Source organism: Hymenobacter sp. UYAg731 (genome assembly GCF_054061335.1).
Genome location: NZ_JBSSEC010000001.1, coordinates 982,308 through 998,486 on the forward strand (window position 1 = coordinate 982,308; position 16,179 = coordinate 998,486).

At 63.9% G+C, this 16,179-nt stretch carries 16 protein-coding genes; 7 read left to right on the forward strand and 9 right to left on the reverse strand.

The annotated features are described in order from the left end of the window. The first annotated feature begins 19 nt into the window (after window positions 1–19). Window positions 20–1,087, forward strand: coding sequence for a hypothetical protein (locus ACVWYF_RS04190; RefSeq protein WP_457064926.1), 1,068 nt, complete (start codon window positions 20–22; stop codon window positions 1,085–1,087). Between the two features lie 8 nt (window positions 1,088–1,095). After that, complete coding sequence (locus ACVWYF_RS04195; protein WP_457064928.1) at window positions 1,096–2,571, forward strand: O-antigen ligase family protein; 1,476 nt, start codon at window positions 1,096–1,098, stop codon at window positions 2,569–2,571. A gap of 2 nt (window positions 2,572–2,573) precedes the next feature. On the opposite strand, the gene ACVWYF_RS04200 is transcribed toward ACVWYF_RS04195, so the two are convergent. The 4 genes from ACVWYF_RS04200 to ACVWYF_RS04215 are packed head-to-tail and all read right to left on the reverse strand — an operon-like array spanning window position 2,574 to window position 5,950. Next, window positions 2,574–3,134 carry a DinB family protein gene (locus ACVWYF_RS04200; RefSeq protein ID WP_457064930.1) on the reverse strand — a complete coding sequence of 187 codons (561 nt, stop codon included), beginning with the start codon at window positions 3,132–3,134 and terminating at the stop codon, window positions 2,574–2,576. A gap of 6 nt (window positions 3,135–3,140) precedes the next feature. After that, the gene (locus ACVWYF_RS04205) at window positions 3,141–4,445 is read right to left on the reverse strand and encodes a PP2C family protein-serine/threonine phosphatase (protein ID WP_457064932.1); all 1,305 of its coding nucleotides are present in this window, start codon (window positions 4,443–4,445) and stop codon (window positions 3,141–3,143) included. A 48-nt stretch (window positions 4,446–4,493) separates the two neighbouring features. Continuing rightward, entirely contained in the window at window positions 4,494–5,690 is a 1,197-nt protein-coding gene (locus ACVWYF_RS04210; protein ID WP_457064934.1) for an ABC transporter permease, read from the reverse strand. Window positions 5,691–5,692: 2 nt separating this feature from the next. Continuing rightward, window positions 5,693–5,950: a hypothetical protein gene (locus ACVWYF_RS04215; protein ID WP_457064936.1), complete on the reverse strand. Its 258-nt coding sequence runs from the start codon at window positions 5,948–5,950 to the stop codon at window positions 5,693–5,695. A 188-nt stretch (window positions 5,951–6,138) separates the two neighbouring features. Here ACVWYF_RS04215 and ACVWYF_RS04220 point away from each other — a divergent pair, with 188 nt between their 5' ends. Continuing rightward, complete coding sequence (locus ACVWYF_RS04220; protein ID WP_457064938.1) at window positions 6,139–6,570, forward strand: hypothetical protein; 432 nt, start codon at window positions 6,139–6,141, stop codon at window positions 6,568–6,570. A gap of 25 nt (window positions 6,571–6,595) precedes the next feature. On the opposite strand, the gene ACVWYF_RS04225 is transcribed toward ACVWYF_RS04220, so the two are convergent. Next, on the reverse strand, window positions 6,596–7,786 hold the full coding sequence (locus ACVWYF_RS04225) for a glycosyltransferase (protein WP_457064940.1): 1,191 nt from the start codon (window positions 7,784–7,786) through the stop codon (window positions 6,596–6,598). Beyond that, complete coding sequence (locus ACVWYF_RS04230; protein ID WP_457064942.1) at window positions 7,783–8,742, reverse strand: lysylphosphatidylglycerol synthase domain-containing protein; 960 nt, start codon at window positions 8,740–8,742, stop codon at window positions 7,783–7,785. Before ACVWYF_RS04230 ends, ACVWYF_RS04225 begins: the two co-directional genes overlap by 4 nt. A 135-nt stretch (window positions 8,743–8,877) precedes the next feature. Between ACVWYF_RS04230 and ruvC the strand changes: the two genes are divergently transcribed. Continuing rightward, window positions 8,878–9,522, forward strand: coding sequence for a crossover junction endodeoxyribonuclease RuvC (ruvC, locus tag ACVWYF_RS04235; protein WP_457064944.1), 645 nt, complete (start codon window positions 8,878–8,880; stop codon window positions 9,520–9,522). 58 nt (window positions 9,523–9,580) lie between these two features. On the opposite strand, the gene ACVWYF_RS04240 is transcribed toward ruvC, so the two are convergent. Both ACVWYF_RS04240 and ACVWYF_RS04245 read right to left on the reverse strand, forming a co-directional pair. After that, window positions 9,581–10,189: a YdeI/OmpD-associated family protein gene (locus ACVWYF_RS04240; protein ID WP_457064946.1), complete on the reverse strand. Its 609-nt coding sequence runs from the start codon at window positions 10,187–10,189 to the stop codon at window positions 9,581–9,583. Window positions 10,190–10,255: 66 nt separating this feature from the next. Next, window positions 10,256–11,098: a PhzF family phenazine biosynthesis protein gene (locus tag ACVWYF_RS04245; RefSeq protein ID WP_457064947.1), complete on the reverse strand. Its 843-nt coding sequence runs from the start codon at window positions 11,096–11,098 to the stop codon at window positions 10,256–10,258. A gap of 166 nt (window positions 11,099–11,264) precedes the next feature. On the opposite strand from ACVWYF_RS04245, the gene ACVWYF_RS04250 reads away from it, so the two are divergent. From ACVWYF_RS04250 to ACVWYF_RS04260, 3 genes are all read left to right on the forward strand, one after another. After that, window positions 11,265–11,837, forward strand: a complete 573-nt coding sequence (locus ACVWYF_RS04250; RefSeq protein ID WP_457064949.1) for an RNA polymerase sigma factor — start codon at window positions 11,265–11,267, stop codon at window positions 11,835–11,837. Beyond that, a complete protein-coding gene (locus ACVWYF_RS04255; protein ID WP_457064951.1) occupies window positions 11,834–13,699 on the forward strand; it encodes a hypothetical protein in 1,866 nt (621 codons plus the stop codon). Before ACVWYF_RS04250 ends, ACVWYF_RS04255 begins: the two co-directional genes overlap by 4 nt. A gap of 91 nt (window positions 13,700–13,790) precedes the next feature. Further along, window positions 13,791–14,780, forward strand: a complete 990-nt coding sequence (locus tag ACVWYF_RS04260) for a hypothetical protein (RefSeq protein WP_457064953.1) — start codon at window positions 13,791–13,793, stop codon at window positions 14,778–14,780. An 85-nt stretch (window positions 14,781–14,865) separates the two neighbouring features. Here ACVWYF_RS04260 and hutI read toward each other — a convergent pair whose 3' ends face one another. Next, on the reverse strand, window positions 14,866–16,131 hold the full coding sequence (gene hutI / locus ACVWYF_RS04265; protein WP_457064955.1) for an imidazolonepropionase: 1,266 nt from the start codon (window positions 16,129–16,131) through the stop codon (window positions 14,866–14,868). Window positions 16,132–16,179: the final 48 nt, after the last annotated feature.

Consider the following 16,179-nt stretch of genomic DNA (forward strand, 5'->3'; position numbering starts at 1 on the left):
CAGCGGTTTTCCTTTCTGTATGTCTGCACCTTCTTTCTCGCTGGTGGGCCTGGGGCCCATTATCAACCGCTGGAAATATTTCGTAGCTGGCGCCGTGGCGCTGGCGGCCGTTGTGAGCATCGTGGTGGCCCTGCTGCTGCCCAACCTGTACCGCTCCACCGCCATCTTCATTCCCACCAACCCGCAAACCACTGACCCTGACCGGCTGGTAGACGGCGGCAAGCTGGAGCTCAGCGGCCGGGCCGAGGACCTGGACCGCGCCATCACCATCGGCGAGTCGCAGCCGGTGGCCGAGCTGGTCATCAAAAAGTTCAAGCTGCACCAGCACTACAAGGCCGGCACGCCCGGCGACGACGCCGCCGATAACGCCGTGCTGAGCGAGTTTACCGGCAACCTCGACATCGTACATAACGAACGCGACGCCATCGAGCTCACCTTCATCGACAAGGATAAAGACCTGGCCGCCCGCATTGCCAATACCCTGGTGCAGGTCATCGACTCGGTGAACCAGCAACTGACGCTGGAAAACCGCCGCCAGGTGCTGGGGCTGTATCGCCAGCGCTACGACTACCTGAGCACCAGCTACGAGCGCAGCCGCCGCGAGCTGGTGGGAGCCCGCCACCGCTACGGCATCTTCGGCCTCGAAATGCAGGGCCGCTACATGGTGAAGCAGCTCATCGAAACCGAGGCGGCCCTGCGCAAGGCCGAAGCCAACGGCGGCGACGTGGCCGGCCTCAAGCGCGTGCTGCGCGGCCTGACCCGCGCCGACGGCGGCAACCTCATCAACCTGGAAAGCTACGTGGCCGGCACCGACTCGCTGGCCATGTTCACGACCCGCGTGGCCGACTTGCAGACCCGCCTCATCTCGGCCCGCTCGGCTTACGAAACGGCGGAACTCAGTATCAAGGGCCGGATTTCGAGCGTGTACCTGGTGCAGAAGGCTTATCCGGCCACCAAGAAATTCAAGCCGGTGCGCTCACTCATTGTGCTGGGTTCCATGCTGCTCACCTTCGCGCTCTCGGTGGTATTCATTGCGCTGCTGGAGCTGTACCGCTACAACCGGCCCGGGGCCGTACGCCCGGCGTGAACCCGCCCGTGAACGAGCGGTTGGGCCAGCTCTGGCGGTCCTTCGATACGCCCCAATTCCTCTTTATGGGGTTTGTGGGCTTGCTGCTGGCCGGTGGCGCGGCGGCGGCCCTGGTTCAGATGCCGGCCCTGTTCCTGCCGGCGCTGCTGGCCGTGGGCGTACTGGTGGCGCTGGTCGAATGGCGCTGGCTCTACTACCTGCTATTTTTCGTACTGCCTTTTTCGCAGGAAATCGGTCTGTTTGGTGGGCTGAGCATGGACGTGCCCTCCGAGCCGCTGATGCTGGTGCTCACGGCCTGCGTGCTGGGGGCCCTGATGCTTGGCGTGGGCCACATCCCGCGCCGCGAGCTGCTAAACCCGCTGCTGGTAATCCTGGCCCTGATGCTGCTGTGGACGGGCGTCGACCTGTTGTTTTCGGTTGATACGCTGAAGTCCTTCAAGTACCTGCTGGCCAAGGTGTGGTACATCGTGCCCTTCCTGCTGGGCACGCTCTTGATTGTGCGGCGGCCCAACGATACCTGGCGCTTCGCGGCGGTGTACGTGGCGGGGGCCGCCCTGAGCGTGCTGTACGTGGCCAGCCGCCACGCCACCAAGGGCTTCAGCTTCGCCGAAATTAACTGGGCGCTGCACCCGTTTTTTCGCAACCACGTTATTTATGCCGCCATGCTGGCGCTGCTGGTGCCGTTTGCCTGGTTTGCCATTCAGGCCACCAGCCGGGGTGGGGCGCGGCTGGCGTGGCGCGTGGGGCTGGGCATTGTGCTCTTTGGCCTGCTCACTTCCTACACCCGGGCTTCCATTCTGTCGCTGCCCATCGCGGGGCTTTTTTACCTGGTGATGCGCCTGCGCCTCACGCGGGTGCTGCTGCTGGCCGTGGCCGTGGCCGTGACGCTGGGCGTAACCTACGTGGTGACCGGCGACCGGTACATGGAGTACGCGCCCAACTACGAGCGCACCGTTTTCAACGGCCAGAACTTTGAAAAGCACCTCGAAGCCACTTATAAACTGCAGGACGTGTCGGGCATGGAGCGGGTGTACCGCTGGGTGGCTGCCGCCCGCATGATTGGCGACAAGCCCATCACCGGCAGCGGCGCGGCCACTTTCTACCCCGAATACAAGCGCTACACGGTGAAGAGCTTCCGCACCTACGTGAGTGACAACCCCGAGAAATCCACGACCCACAACTACTTCCTGCTCCAGCTGGCCGAGCAGGGAATCCCGGGCTTTCTGCTATTCGTTATTCTGATAGCCACTTCGCTATTATTCGCCGAAAACCTCTACCACCGCTCCCGCTCGCAGCCCGAAGTGCGCCGCGTGGTATTGGCCGCCACGCTCTCGCTGGTGGTCATCATCTTCCACCTCACGCTGAATGAGCTGGTGGAAGTGGATAAGATTGGGCCGATATTTTTCATCTGCCTGGCGCTGCTGGTGCGGGCGCAGTCGTGGCTTGATGAGGCCACCAACCCGGCCAACACGACACCAGCCTGACCTTACGAACGGTACTCGGCCACCACCTGTCCGATTTGGGCTAGGTGCCGCTCGACGTGCTTGGCCAGGAAGTAAACGAAGTCATACACGTCCATCTTGCCCAGGTCGTTTACCGACATGGTGGTGTGGTAGAGTACGCCTTCGCCGTTGGGCAGGCGGCTCAGCACCGCCTTGCACTGCAGTAGCTGCTGCCGGAGCGTGGCGGCCACTTCCGAACCCGATTTCAGACCATGCGGTGCCATGTGGTCGGGCCGCATCCATTTGAAGGCCCCCGGCTGGCTAATCTCATCGAGGCGAACGCGGGCCGACTGCCGGCTGGCCAGCTCAGTGGCCAGGTCCAGCCCGTGGGCATTTTTGAGTGCCTTGGTGGCCCCTTTCTCGATGAGAATGAGCAGGAAATGATTGGTGAGCGCAACGTGCTCAAGAATCTCATCGATGGTCCAGCCGCCCTTGGCCGGATGGTAGCGCCGCAAAGGGGCGGGGGCCGCAAACCAGCCGTCGAGCTGGTCGAAGGCTGTGGTCAGCTGCTGGCTGATTTCGGCAATCAAAATGGTGGGCCTCATGGCAGGCTACTTAAACCGGCAGCTGAGAATCGTCACGTCATCGGCAAACTGCGCGTTGTGGGCGCTGAAGGCGTTGATGGTGTGCAGCAGTTCCTGGTGCAGCTTGGGCAGCGGCAGGTAGCGGCTGCGGTGCAGCACGGCCAGCACGCCTTCTTCGCCAAATTCGTTGTTATCGGCATCGAAAACCTCGGTGAGGCCATCGGTGTAGAGCAGCAGCAGCGAGTGGCGCGGAATCTCGACTTCGCCCACCCGCATCAGCGGCAGCTCTTCCATAATGCCCAGCATCACGGTGCCGTCTTTGAGCGTGGTCACGGTGCCGTTGTCGGCCAGCAGCAGCGGGTCGTTGTGGCCGGCGTTCACGAATTGCAGGCGGCGGGTGCGGCGGTCGTAGATGCCCAGAAAGGCCGTGATAAACTTCTCGCCGCCCGAGTTACGGAACAGCAAGTGGTTGAGCTCGGGCACGATGGTGGCCAGCGGCACGCCCTGGCGCAGCAGCGTGCGCAGCCCGGCCTGAAAATTTGACATCAGCAGCGAGGCGGGCACGCCCTTGCCGCTCACATCGGCCACGCACAGCAGCAGGCGGTCGGCGTCGATGTCGACCACGTCGTAGTAGTCGCCCCCGATTTCGGTATGCGGCACGTAGCTGCGCTCGATGGCCAGGTCCGCATCATTGGGCAGCTTGCGCGGGAAGAGCATGGCCTGCACTTCCTGGGCAATTTCGATTTCCTTGCGTACGGCGGCATCGGCAACGCGCTGGGCCTGGAGGCGGCGGTTTTCCACGGCTCCCATCAGCGTGTTGGCCAGCGAAGTGAGGAAGGGAATGAGCTGCTGACGGTCAAAATCGGAGCGCAGGCCACCCACGAAGACGTAGGCCACCACCTGCCGCTGCCGCAAAATGGGCAACACCAGCTCGTATTTATCCCAGGCCGGCCCCAGCAGCAGGTCTTCTACCGCTTGCGGCTCTTTTATTTCCCCATCGAGCAAAGTGGGCGAAAGGGTCAGCTTTTCGGCCGTGGCCAGGTCGCAGCCCAGTGCGAGACGGGCACGAAATTGATTGTCCTCGCGGGCAAACAGCACCAGCTGCACCACGTTGCGCTGGCCCTGGAGGGTGAGGCGCAGCATGTGGTAGAGCTCGTCGACGGAGTGGTCGCGGGCCGTCATATCGTAAGCTACGCCCAGCACCGTATCCAGCTCGAACTGTTTGAGTTGCAGCTGGCGGCGCAGTAGCTTAAGCTGCTCATCGCGCACGACAAGCAATGCGGCGGAATCAGCCAGTGGTTCGGTGGGAGAATTGGGAGCGACAGCGGCCATGCAGCAAGGTAAGCAATGCGCCGGAAATCCGGGCGCGGGGCCACAAACTTACACCGCTACGGGCGTTTTGGGGTCGTAAGCATCGCGCAGGCCGTTGCCGAGCAGGTTGAAGCTGAGCACGAGCAGCGAAATGGCTACCCCCGGCAGCAGCGTGAGCCACAAACCCGCTTCGGTGCCCAGCAAATCGTAGCCTTCCTTTACCATCAGGCCCCAGCTGGGCGCGGGCGGCTGCACCCCCAGCCCCAGGAAGCTCAGGCCCGCTTCAAGCAAAATAGCCGAAGCAAAATTGCTGGTAGCCAGCACGATGAGGGGCCCGCGCATGTTGGGCAGCAGGTGCCGCGCAATGAGGCGCGACGTGGGCAGCCCCAGCACCCGGCCGGCCTCCACGAAGGTGGCCGAGCGCAGGCTGAGCATCTGGCCGCGCACCACGCGGGCCACGTCCACCCACATGGTCAGGCCCACGGCTACAAAGCTGACCCACACGCCTTTGCTGTCCAGGGCCAACGAAATGGCAATGACCAGCATGATGCCCGGAATGCTCCACACCACGGTCATCACGCCCAACAAAACGGAATCGACCCAGCCGCCAAAATAACCGGCCACCGCGCCCACGGCCATGCCCAGCACCACCGAAATCAGCACCGCCACCAGCCCAATGCCCAGCGAAATGCGCGTGCCCAGCAGCAGCCGGCTCAGCTCATCGCGCCCGGCTTTGTCGGTACCCAGCGCGTAGGTGCGGGTGATGAGGTGATTAGCTTTGATTTCGTGCTGTAGTTCGGCCGGAGGGCCGGCGTGGCCCACCACGGCCGCCAGCGCCAGCCGCCGCTGCCGGCCCGCCTCGGCCGAGTGCTGGCCCAGGGGTTTCAGGATAATGGAATCGCCGGAAAACTGGTAGCCGCCGATGGGCATTTCCTGCACTTCGGGCTCGCGACCGCGCAGCCAGGTACTGAAGATATTGGCCGGGGCCAGGCCGGTGCGGGCCGAATCGGGCAGGGGCTGGCGTAGTAGCAGCACGCGCAGACCGAGGCCTTCTTTCTGAATCTGCACAAAGCCGTGGTTGGCGTTGGGCGAGTTGTCGGGCAGCACCCAGTAGCCCAGCAGCGCCACCAGCGTGCATAGGGCAATAAAGGCCAGCCCGGCCACGGCGGGGCGGTTTTGCCACAGGCGCTGGCGCACGTAGTAGCCGGGCGGCCGGGCGGCGGCCGCAGTAGTGGCGGGAGGCGCTGCCGAAACTGCCGTGGCCACCGTTAGCGGGTGTTATGTTGCAGCAGGCCTTCCTTCGAGGCTAGGTAGGCCGCGTCGCGGGCGATGGCCCCAAAGGACGTGGTTTCGTAGGCCAGCTCGGTGTCCGGGTCGGGCCAGTAGCTGCGGATGAGGCCCTGCTCTAGCAAGGTGCGGAGCTGTTCTTCGAGCTCGGCGGCGGACAGACCAGTTTTCTGGAGCAGCGTGCGAAACGGGGTGACGAAGTACAGTTCGTCGAGCAGGTCGAATTCGGGGTCGGTCACGAAGTATGGGCGCTAGAAGGTAGTAGGACAAATATAAGTCGATTGGGTTGGGTTTGCTGGTTAGCAGTTAGAAAACCCAACATTAGCCTCCTCAAAATAAATAAAATACCCACCTTTGCGTAACACGGTTTCATACAGGGGCAATTACGCAATTGCTTAGATTTAAACGTTGTAATTATTTAAAAACGATGCGTGGAGAAGAATCATACTTAAAGCTCGGAGTGGTATGGAAAGACGAGCACATGCTTGAAATTGAGTTTGAAGTTCGCGCTACATTTTTCAGCGGTATTACCCAGGCTTACGATACAAGTGAGTCCTTCTATGATTTAGCCAATCAATTGAAGGACTTTCCGAATAACATAAATACCATAATCTATCAGGCAGGCAAAAAAGATGGATATTCTTATTGTTCATTAACGTTTTATCCGATTGGAATTTCAGGATTTATTGGTATTTATATACAGTTAGAGGAAAATGTTTCGACTGAATATCGAGCCGAAGAAAAATCAAAGCTGTCTTTAGAGTTGATAGTTGAGCCTAACGCTATTGATAATTTCCGAAACCAACTGATTGCAATTGCGCAAAATAAGGAAGGTAACGCCTTAATACAAGGCAGATGATTCCAACATACAAATAATTGGCCGGCTACCGCACCTCCCGCCCCTTCCACTCGTAGCCGCCGCGCCAGCCGGCCGCCCCTACCGCCAGCGCATACGGCGCGTAAAGCAGCTGTAGCGGCAGCAGACCCCACAGCCACCTGCGCCGCCCAAAAAAACGCAGCACCGGGCTCAGCAGCCACGCATCGCCGGCCAGCTTCATTAGCCACGCTGCCAAAACCCAGGGCCAGAGGCCGGGCCACTTCAGCAGTGCGCCGGCTCCGGTGGCCAAGGCCACATTAGCTCCCAGCACCAACAGGGCCAGGTTGCGCGAAGCCGCGCTTTGATAGTGCCGCCACTTGCTGGCCCAGCGCACCCGCTGCCGCAGCAGCGTCCGCAGCGTACCGGGCGCGGCCGTGCGGGCAATGGCCGCCGCATCGGTCAGGAAATGGGCTGTACCAGGAAAGGCCGCATGGATTTTGTGGAGCAGAAACTCGTCGTCGCCGCTGGCGAGGTGGGCGTTATCGGCGAAGCCCCCCACGGCCTCGAAGGCAGCGCGGCGGTAGGCCAGGTTGGCCCCGTTGCACATGGTGGGTACTTGCCGGGCCAAGCAGGCCGCGCCCACGCCCACCAGCCCGGCAAATTCCAGCCCCATGAGCGTGTTGAACAGCGATTCCGGCCCGGTGAGCAGCACGGGGCCGCTAATGAAATTGGCCTGCGGCTGCCGATGCAACAGGCCCGCGTAGGCCGCCAGCCAGCCGGGACCGAGGCGGCAGTCGGCATCGGTACACACCAGCCAGGGAGCGCGGGCGGCATGCAAGGCCGTGAGCAGGGACGCTTTTTTGCCGGTCTGGGCGGCGGGCAACTCGATGAGGCGCAGCGTGAAACCGGCGGCCTGAGCGGCAGCCGTTACCAGCGCGGCGGTGGTATCGGTGGAATGGTCGTCGGCGATGAGGACTTCGAAGCAGGCGGCCGGCAGGGTTTGGGCGGCGAGGTCGCGCAGGAGCTGGGGCAGAGTTTCGGCCTCGTTGCGGGCGGCAATTAGGACGGAAAAAGTCGGCGCTTCGCTTAATGAAGAGTTAAGAATGAAGAATGGAGAATTCGCGGGCGGCCCCAATTCCTCATTCTTCATTCTTAACTCTTCATTAAGCGAAGCGTCCCACCCGCCGCGCAGCCAGCCCATCAGCGCCGCATACAGCGCCGGCAGCACCAACAAACCTATTCCAACCGCCACCATCATTTGCTGGCGCGCTTCTCGCGCAGCACCCGCAGGCCGGGCACCAGCAGCAGGCCGGCCGCGCTGGGCAGGGCAATATTGATGACCCACAGACTTAGGCTGGCCGAGAGCACCGGCAGCGCCGGCTGCCCTAGCAGCCCAAACAAGTGCGTGGCCGACAGCTCCCGCACGCCCACATCGGCCAGCGCATTGAGCGACGGCACCAGCGACTTCAAAAAGAATGTGCCCGCCACGGCGGCCAGCCCCGGCCCCAGCGGCCCACCCACGCCATACGCCGCCAGCAGCAGCATAAACTGCGCGCAGAACACCGCGTAGCGCAGCCCCGAAATGGCCAGCACCGCGTGCAGCGCCGTGGCCGGATACGTGGGCATGATGGCCAGCGCCGGCCGGAACCGCCGCAACGGCCGCCATACGCCCAGAGCCGCCAGCAGCAGCCGCGAGCGGTACAGCGGCACCAGCACCAGCCCGCTCAGCAGCAGCGCCGAAACCGCCACGCCCAGCCCGGCCGCCGGGTAGCCGTTCAGGTAAAATTTCAGCAGGAAATAGAGCAGGCCCGCCACGCCGGCCAGCACCGTGGCCACCAGCTGGCAGTAGCGTCCCAGAAAAACGGCCCCCAGCGCACTCACCCGGCGGCTTTTGAGTTCGATGATGCGCCCGGCATAGTCGCCCACCCGGTTGGGGGTGGCGAAGCCCAGCGTGAGGCCCACCAGCACCGCCCGGAAGCTGCGTCCGAACGTGACGGGCTCCAGGTGCCGGGCTAGGCGGTACCACTTCCAGGCCTCCAGGCCCCAGTTGGCGGGTACCAGGGCCAGGGCCAGCAGCACGGGGCCGCGCCCCGCCCCGCTGAGCGTGGTGCTAAGCAGGTGCCGCCAGGCCGCCGCCGTATCGGGCGCGGCGAAGATGGAATGATACAGCAGCCCCAGCGTGAGCAGCGTGACGCCGATTTTACCCCAGAACACAATGCGCTTCCACTGCCGGGCGCGGCGATTTTCGGGTTCTGGTGAGGAGGAACCTGAGCCAGGCCGAGCGGCCGAAGCAGTCGATACTTCGGTTTCCGGTGCGGCGGCCTTGCCGGGGTCGTAACTTTGGGCCAGATGCCCGCTCCCCTTCGCCCCCGCCCCGCTCCCGCCGTCGAGCTGCTGCCCAAAATCATCATGGGCGTCGACCCCGGCACCCAGATTATGGGCTACGCCCTGATTGAGGTGCGCGGCCAGCGCGTGGACGTGCTGTGCTACGACGTTATCAATATGAAGGCCCTGGGCTCGAATCACGCCGTAAAGCTAAAGCGGATTTTCGACCGCATGCTGGAGCTCATCGACGAGTACCTGCCCGACGAGCTGGCCATTGAGGCCCCGTTTTTCGGCGTCAACGTGCAGAGCATGCTCAAATTGGGCCGGGCGCAGGGCGTGGCCATCGCGGCCGCCCTCTCCCGCCAGATTCCTTACGTGGAGTACGCGCCCACCAAAGTGAAGCAGTCCGTCACCGGCTCGGGCAACTCCACCAAGGAGCAGGTGGCCCACATGCTGCGCCAGACCCTGAAGCTGCCGCCCATCGCCGAAGCCAGCACCTTTCTGGATGCGACCGATGCCCTGGCCGTGGCTCTGTGCCACCACTACCAGAAGGGCAACAACGCCACCGTGAGCGGCGGCAAAAGCTGGGGCAAGTTCCTGGCCGAAAACCCCGAGCGGCTGGGGGCCAGCACGGGTACGGGCAAGAAAAAGGCACCGGCGAAATCGTAAATGCGCACGGCGGTTAGCGCCGTTTTTCAGCGATTGCGAGCGTGCATCGGCGAATAGCCTAATCATTCAATCCCTTGCCGTCAAGAATTAGCTGCATGCATTTTTCAATTCTCGACTCCCGGGTTTTGGATTGTTTAGGTGCAGAAAAATAAAGATAATAAGCCCTTTGGCGGCCCGGGGTTAGTGCTGCAAAAGCAGTTTTCAAAACTACGTTTTCGGCTAATTTATTTTGAAATTCTTCCGGAATATCAAAATCTGAGTTCTTTTTGAAATCAACTTTCAAACCAGCTTTTTCTATTTCAATGGCTTCGCGGATATAAGCTTTCAGCATGGACTCTGCCGCGACTATTTCCTCAACATTAACAAAACGAATCTGACGCGCTGCCTGCGTGTTTTTCGTTTGTTGAACCAGAACGCTATTGGCATCTTTCAATAAGGCTCCTTTAACAAATAAAAGGGCACAGTATTCTTTAAATACGTGTATCAGCGCGATATTATTCTCCTGAAACGTGTAGCAGGGAACACCCCACTTCAATTCTTCGGTCAATTCACAATCCAGAACAATCGTCCTTAATTGCTCCAGTTCTTCCAGCCAGTTTTTAAATTTATTGAAATAAAATTCAACCTTCGGATTCCTTGCACTTTTTGCCATGGCAGTTAATTTCATTTGCGAAGGTTTTGGACTTGCGATAAAACAGCAAGTGGCCGAAATTAAGGCTTGAGCAGTGTTTTACTATTTCCCCGGTTCAACGAGCAGCTCCCCGGCCGCATACGTCACGGCGTAGCCGCTGATATCCACTCTATCACCGCGCAGGCGGCACCACAAGTCGCCGCCTCGGGGCGAAATCTGGCGGGCGCGCAGCTCGGTTTTGCCCAGCTTTTCGGCCCAGAAGGGAATGAGGATGCTGTGAGCCGAGCCGGTGACGGGGTCTTCGGGTACGCCCACGCGGGGCGCGAAAAACCGCGACACGAAATCAACGCCATCGGAGCCGGGCGCGGTGGCGATGACGCCCACGTACTCCAGGGCCGCGATGCGGGCGAAGTTGGGGGTGAGGGCGCGCACTTCGGCCTCGGAGTTAAAGACGGCCAGCAGGTCGCGGGCGGCCAGCACCCGCAGCGGCGTGGCCCCGAGGGCATCGGTGAGGCCCGTGGGATGCACTTGTAATTCCTGCGGCGGGCGCGAGGGGAAATCGAGGGTGAGGCGGCCATCGGCGGCGCGGGTCACGCGCAAGGGGCCGCTTTGGCTGTGGAAGGTGACCTGCGGCCCCGCGAAGCCGAGGTGCGTGAACAGGACGTGGGCTGAGGCTAGCGTGGCGTGCCCGCACAGGTCGATTTCGACGGCTGGGGTGAACCAGCGCAGGTCAAATTCGGCCGGGGTGCCGGGCCGAGGCACGAAGAAAGCGGTTTCAGCCAGGTGGTTTTCGGCCGCGATTTGCTGCATGAGGGCGGCGGGCAGCGGGGCTTCGAGGGGGCACACGCCGGCGGGGTTGCCGGCAAAAGGGGTTTGGGCGAAGGCGTCGACGTGGAAGTAGCGCATGGCGGGTTCGGGCGGGTTGGGTGCGGATTCTTTTGGCAAGAATACGGCGCGGGGCGCGTTGGCGAATTGATAGGCTGCCTTTCCAGCGGCGGGCAGCTTATTTTTAAAATTATTTTGCGGCCACGCAACCCTGGCCGGCGCGGGCCGGTCAGGGGAGTATAAGGCGGGCCGGTACCGCTGGCCTTCACTCCTACTTTTCCACTGCATGCCGCCACCCATTACCCTGGTTGATGAGGCTTTGCTGGCCGCGTGCCGGCGGGGTGAATCGGCGGCGCAGTACCGGCTCTACCAGCAGCTTTCCTACTCCCTGATGGGCGTGTGCCTGCGCTACTGCCCCAGCCGGGCCGAAGCCGAGGACGCCCTGCAAAATACGTTCGTCAAAATCTTTACCCGCCTCGACCAGTTCCGGGGGCAGGGGCCGTTCGAGGCCTGGGCGCGGCGCATTGCCGTTACTACCTCGCTGCACGCCCTGGCGCAGCACCGCCTGCGCCACCCCGGCCCGGCCGGCGAGGCCCTCGACGAGCTGGCCGGCGACCTGCCCACCGCCGAACCCTCGGCTCTGGACCAGCTGGCCACGGCCGACCTGCTGGCCCTGCTGGCGACGCTGCCGCCCGGCTACCGCACGGTGCTCAACCTCTACGCCGTGGAGGGCTACTCGCACCAGGAAATCGGCGCGCTGCTGGGCATCGCCGAAGGCACGTCCAAATCGCAGCTGGCGCGGGCCCGCCGGCTGCTCGAAACCCGCCTGGCGGCCCACCATCACCCCCAATTGCCATGACCGACCGCAAACCCGACGACCTGTACAATGCCCTGCGCGACCGCTTGGCCGACTACGGCCAGGAGCCGCCGGCCGCGCTGTGGGCCGGCATCCGGGCGCAGCTGCCGCCGCCGGTGGACGCGCCGCAGCTGCGGAAGCGCCGGCGGCGGGTACCGGTAGCGTGGTTGTTTTTGGTGATGCTGACGCTGGCGGCCGTGGGCGCGGGCTGGCACTGGTGGCCGGTGCAGCCACCAAATACCGTTGTGCGGGCAGAAAGCGCGGCTTCCCGCATTTCAACTCCAAACGCTTCCCGGACCAATTCTGCCAGGACACCAGGCGCCTCTCCTGCCAACAGCGCAAATTCGCCGGCAGTGGCCCTGAGCCAGCCCCCGGCAACCCAAACGTCTTCTGCCACCGCACGAGGGACAGCAGCAGATGCCGCCAGCGGGTGGGTTAATAATTCGGCCTCTACAACGGCCATTCCGGCAGCTTCAACCGGCGCGGGTGCGCCTCAGAGCTCCCCAAAAACAACCGCATCAGCTCCGATTGGCGCGAGGAGTTCCAGTTCATTAAAGGCAATGGCTGCTGTTTCGGCTGCTTCTGCCGCTTCTTCTGGCATCACGGGCCGCATGGCGGGGCGCGGGGCAAAACCAGCTAATAAGCGCCTTGCCGCGAACAGCGCCCTGGATAATAACGCTTCCCGCCGGGCCGCGCGCGGGCAAGCGCGGAAGCCGGGCCACCAGCCGCGCACCGTGGCGAGTGCCACCCGCCGCTCGCCCGCAACCACCAATCCGGCAACCGGCCGGCCCGGAACGGCGCGGCTGCACGGCAACGCCCCAACTGCCGCAATTACCGGCTCATCGCCTCCCTTAGCGTCCACTAAGAAGACCCTGGCACCGCCCCACCACCAGCCCGAAGCGGCGCTGGCAGCGGGGGCAACGCCCGCAGGGCAACAGCTGCCGCTGTTTTCCACTGCCCCAATCACACCCCAGCCAAACAGCCAGCCGGCCCCGACCGCCGCCAGCATTGCCCCCCCAGCCGCCAGCCGCCTCAGCGCCCGCCCGGCGCTGCTGCCCGCCCAGGTGGTGGCCGTGCAGCGGGCCACGTGGCCGGAACTGCCGGCACCGCAGCCGGTAGCCGTGGTGCCCAACCCATTGCCGCGACCATTGGCAGCCCGCTGGGCGGTGCAGGTGATGGCCGGCCCGGCCCTCACCTACCGGACCTTGAATACAGCGGCGGGCCTGAGCGCGGCCACATCCACTTCCACTTCCCCGCCTTTTGTTATTACCCCCAACAATAGCATCCCTACTCCGGTGGCGACGCTGGAACGGCCGGCCCTAGGCAGTGCGGCGCAGGCCACCGTGCGACGCACTCTCGGCGGGCACTGGAGCCTGAGCGCGGGCCTGGGCTACGCCGAATATGCCAGCGCCCTGGCCCTGCAACAGGTGCGTCCCACAGCCATCCGCTCGCAGCCCATCAGCCCGGACTCGGCGGCCGCCACGGGCATTCATCGCCGCGACACTTACCGGTTTGTGAACGTGCCGGTACGGGTGGGCTACGGCTGGACACTCTCGGGGCGCTGGCGTGTGGGCCTGCTGGCCGGGGCCGAGGCCGCCGTGTACGTGGGCGGCAGCAGCACCGAGGGCAGCGCCTGCGCCTGCCAGAGCCAGACCTGGGGTTTCTCGGGCAGTCCCTACCGCCGCCTGAGTGTGGGGGCCAGCCTCGGGGCCGAGGTGCGCTACCGCCTGGGTGAGGGGGGGCGCTGGGAGCTGCTGGGCCAGCCCACAGCCACCTACCTGCTCACGCCCCTGGCCCCGGGCTACTACCAGCGCCACCTATTTGGGGGCGCGGCCCTGCTGGGGGTGGCTTTCAATTTGCCCTAATGCCTCGGCGCGGGGCTTTCGGCTGGCTGGCCAGCGGCCGGCAGCCCCGCGCCCGATGGGGATTTCTCAACCATTTTTCCTTCCTGATTATATGAAGCATTTCGCTTGTATTTGCCTGGGCGTGGCCCTGCTGGCCGCTTGCCGCAAAGACGATGATGTGGTGGTATGCACCGCCGCCGCCACGCCGGCCACTTTTGCCGATTTGCGGGCCGCCGCGCCCGCCGTCCAAACCTTCACCTTCGACCTAGCCCAGGCCCAAAGTCTCCGCACCAGGGCCGGGGCCACGCTGGCCTTCGGCCCCAATGCCTACCTCCTGCCCAACGGCAACGTGGCTACGGGGCCGGCCCAGCTGCGGGTGCGCGAGATTTATACCGTGCCCGACATGGTGCTGGCCAACCTGCCCACCACGGCGGCCTCGTTGCGCCAGGTGCTCATATCGGGCGGCGAGTTTGACATCCAGGTGTGGCAGGGCAGCACGCGGCTGCGGCTTTCCCAGGTTTCCGCCACCGGCGTTATCCAGCGGCTTTCGCTGACCTCGCCCCGGCCCACCGCCGGCCTCGATGCGACGTCGCCCATGCTGCTCTGGCAGCAGCCGATGAGTTCTTTCGCGGGTACGCCCCGGGATTCGTCGGGGTGGCAGCTGCAACGCGACACGACCAATGTGATAGTCGGCTCAACGCCGGTTGGGCCTGGCCCGACCGGGTACTACCATGCGACCATTCCGCTCGATTCGCTCAGCCTCTGGAACCTCGACCAGTTCTGGCACGCCTACTCAGCCAGCAGCACGGGGCCAATCGAGGTGGAGGTGCCTTTCACCAGCACCACCACCGGCACGCGCGTTTATTGCCGCCCGGTGGGCTATAACGGCCTGGCCCGCTGCGATGCTTCCAGCGCCTCGCCCACCCGCTGGAACAGTTCCCTGCCCTACGGCGTCGAGGTCATTGCCATTGTGCTACAGGAGCGCGACGGCCTGCTCTACTACGGCACCCAGCGCCTGACCACCGCCGCCGGCACCGTAGTCACACCCACCCTGGAAGCCCTCAGCGCCGCCGAAATTGTGCAGCGCATCCGGCAGCTCTAACCAACTTCTTCCTTCCTTTTCCACAACCAAAAGGCCAGTCTGAAGCTTCGGACTGGCCTTTTTCTTGCTTTTGAATCTCTACCAATTACTGCCCGCCTATTATCACCTCGCGCACCGGGTTTTCGCCCAGCCAGTAGGGGATTTCGGCCACGCTGCCCACGTTGAGGACCAGCACATCGGCGCGCTTGCCGGGGGCCAGGCTGCCGCAGTCGGCGGCCAGGCCAATGGCCCAGGCGGCATTGATGGTGGCGGCGGCCACGGCTTCCTTGGGCGTGAGCCCCATTTTGAGGCAGGCCACCGACAGGGCCAGCCAGAGGTTTTTGCTGGGGCACGAGCCGGGGTTGAAATCGGTGCTCAGGGCCACGGGCAGGCCATTGTCGATGAACGCGCGGCCGGGCGCGTACTGCTCTTGCCTGAGGAACATAGGCACCAGCGGCAGCAGCACGGCCACGGTGCGGCCCTGGGTGTGCTGCGCGATGCGGCCGGCAGCGGCCGGCGTGAGGTGGTCGCAATGGTCGACGCTGACCGCGCCCAGCGCGGCGGCCATCTCGCAGCCGCCGAGGTCGTGCAGCTGCTCGGCGTGGATTTTCAGGCCGAAGCCCATGTGGTGGGCCTGCTCCAGGAAATAGCGCGCCACATCGAGCGGAAACGCGCCCTGCTCGCAGAAAATATCCACAAATGCCGCTTCCCCTTTCAGGTCCGACAGCACTTCGCGCAACAGGAAATCGACGTAGGCGCGCGGGCCGGCTTCCTTGAATTCGGGCGGCACCACATGGGCACCCAGGAAGGTGGGCACCACCCGCACCGGCTGCTGCCGGCCGGCCTGGCGGGCCACGCGCACGAGGCGCAGTTCGGTGTCGCGGTCGAGGCCGTAGCCACTTTTGGCCTCCACGGTGGTCACGCCGTAGCGCCGGAAACCGTCCAGATGATGCAGCGCATTGGCCAGGAGCTCCTCTTCCGGGGCGGCGCGGGTGGCGCGCACGGTGCTCAGAATGCCGCCGCCCCCGGCCAGAATGTCGAGGTAGGACTCGCCCCGCAGCTTGCGCTCGAACTCCGGGGCGCGGTTGCCGCCGAACACCAGGTGGGTGTGGCACTCCACCAGGCCGGGCATCACCACGCAGCCGGTGGCATCCACGAGGCGGGTGTCGGGGGTGATGTGCGCCAGGTCGAGGTCGTCCATAGCGCCTACGGCCACGATTTTATCGTCGACGCAAGCCACGTAGCCGCGCTCGATTATCGTCCAGGTGCTGAGGTCGGGGCCGGCCAGGGGCTGGTGGGTGGAGCCGCCGGCCAGCGTGAGCACCTGCGCGGCGTGCTGAATGAGCAGGGTGTAGGGAGCGGGGTGCGACATGGCGAAAGCGGGTGGGTGGGGCGGCAAATTACGGCCCGAGTGGGCAGC

Coding starts and splice junctions, on each gene's coding strand:
- ruvC (WP_457064944.1), top strand. CDS start 8,878: ATGCCCGCTCCCCTTCGCCCCCGCCCCGCTCCCGCCGTCGAGCTGCTG.
- ACVWYF_RS04255 (WP_457064951.1), top strand. CDS start 11,834: ATGACCGACCGCAAACCCGACGACCTGTACAATGCCCTGCGCGACCGC.
- ACVWYF_RS04205 (WP_457064932.1), bottom strand. CDS start 4,445: ATGGCCGCTGTCGCTCCCAATTCTCCCACCGAACCACTGGCTGATTCC.
- ACVWYF_RS04200 (WP_457064930.1), bottom strand. CDS start 3,134: ATGAGGCCCACCATTTTGATTGCCGAAATCAGCCAGCAGCTGACCACA.
- hutI (WP_457064955.1), bottom strand. CDS start 16,131: ATGTCGCACCCCGCTCCCTACACCCTGCTCATTCAGCACGCCGCGCAG.
- ACVWYF_RS04190 (WP_457064926.1), top strand. CDS start 20: ATGTCTGCACCTTCTTTCTCGCTGGTGGGCCTGGGGCCCATTATCAAC.
- ACVWYF_RS04250 (WP_457064949.1), top strand. CDS start 11,265: ATGCCGCCACCCATTACCCTGGTTGATGAGGCTTTGCTGGCCGCGTGC.
- ACVWYF_RS04260 (WP_457064953.1), top strand. CDS start 13,791: ATGAAGCATTTCGCTTGTATTTGCCTGGGCGTGGCCCTGCTGGCCGCT.
- ACVWYF_RS04225 (WP_457064940.1), bottom strand. CDS start 7,786: ATGATGGTGGCGGTTGGAATAGGTTTGTTGGTGCTGCCGGCGCTGTAT.
- ACVWYF_RS04240 (WP_457064946.1), bottom strand. CDS start 10,189: ATGAAATTAACTGCCATGGCAAAAAGTGCAAGGAATCCGAAGGTTGAA.
- ACVWYF_RS04220 (WP_457064938.1), top strand. CDS start 6,139: ATGCGTGGAGAAGAATCATACTTAAAGCTCGGAGTGGTATGGAAAGAC.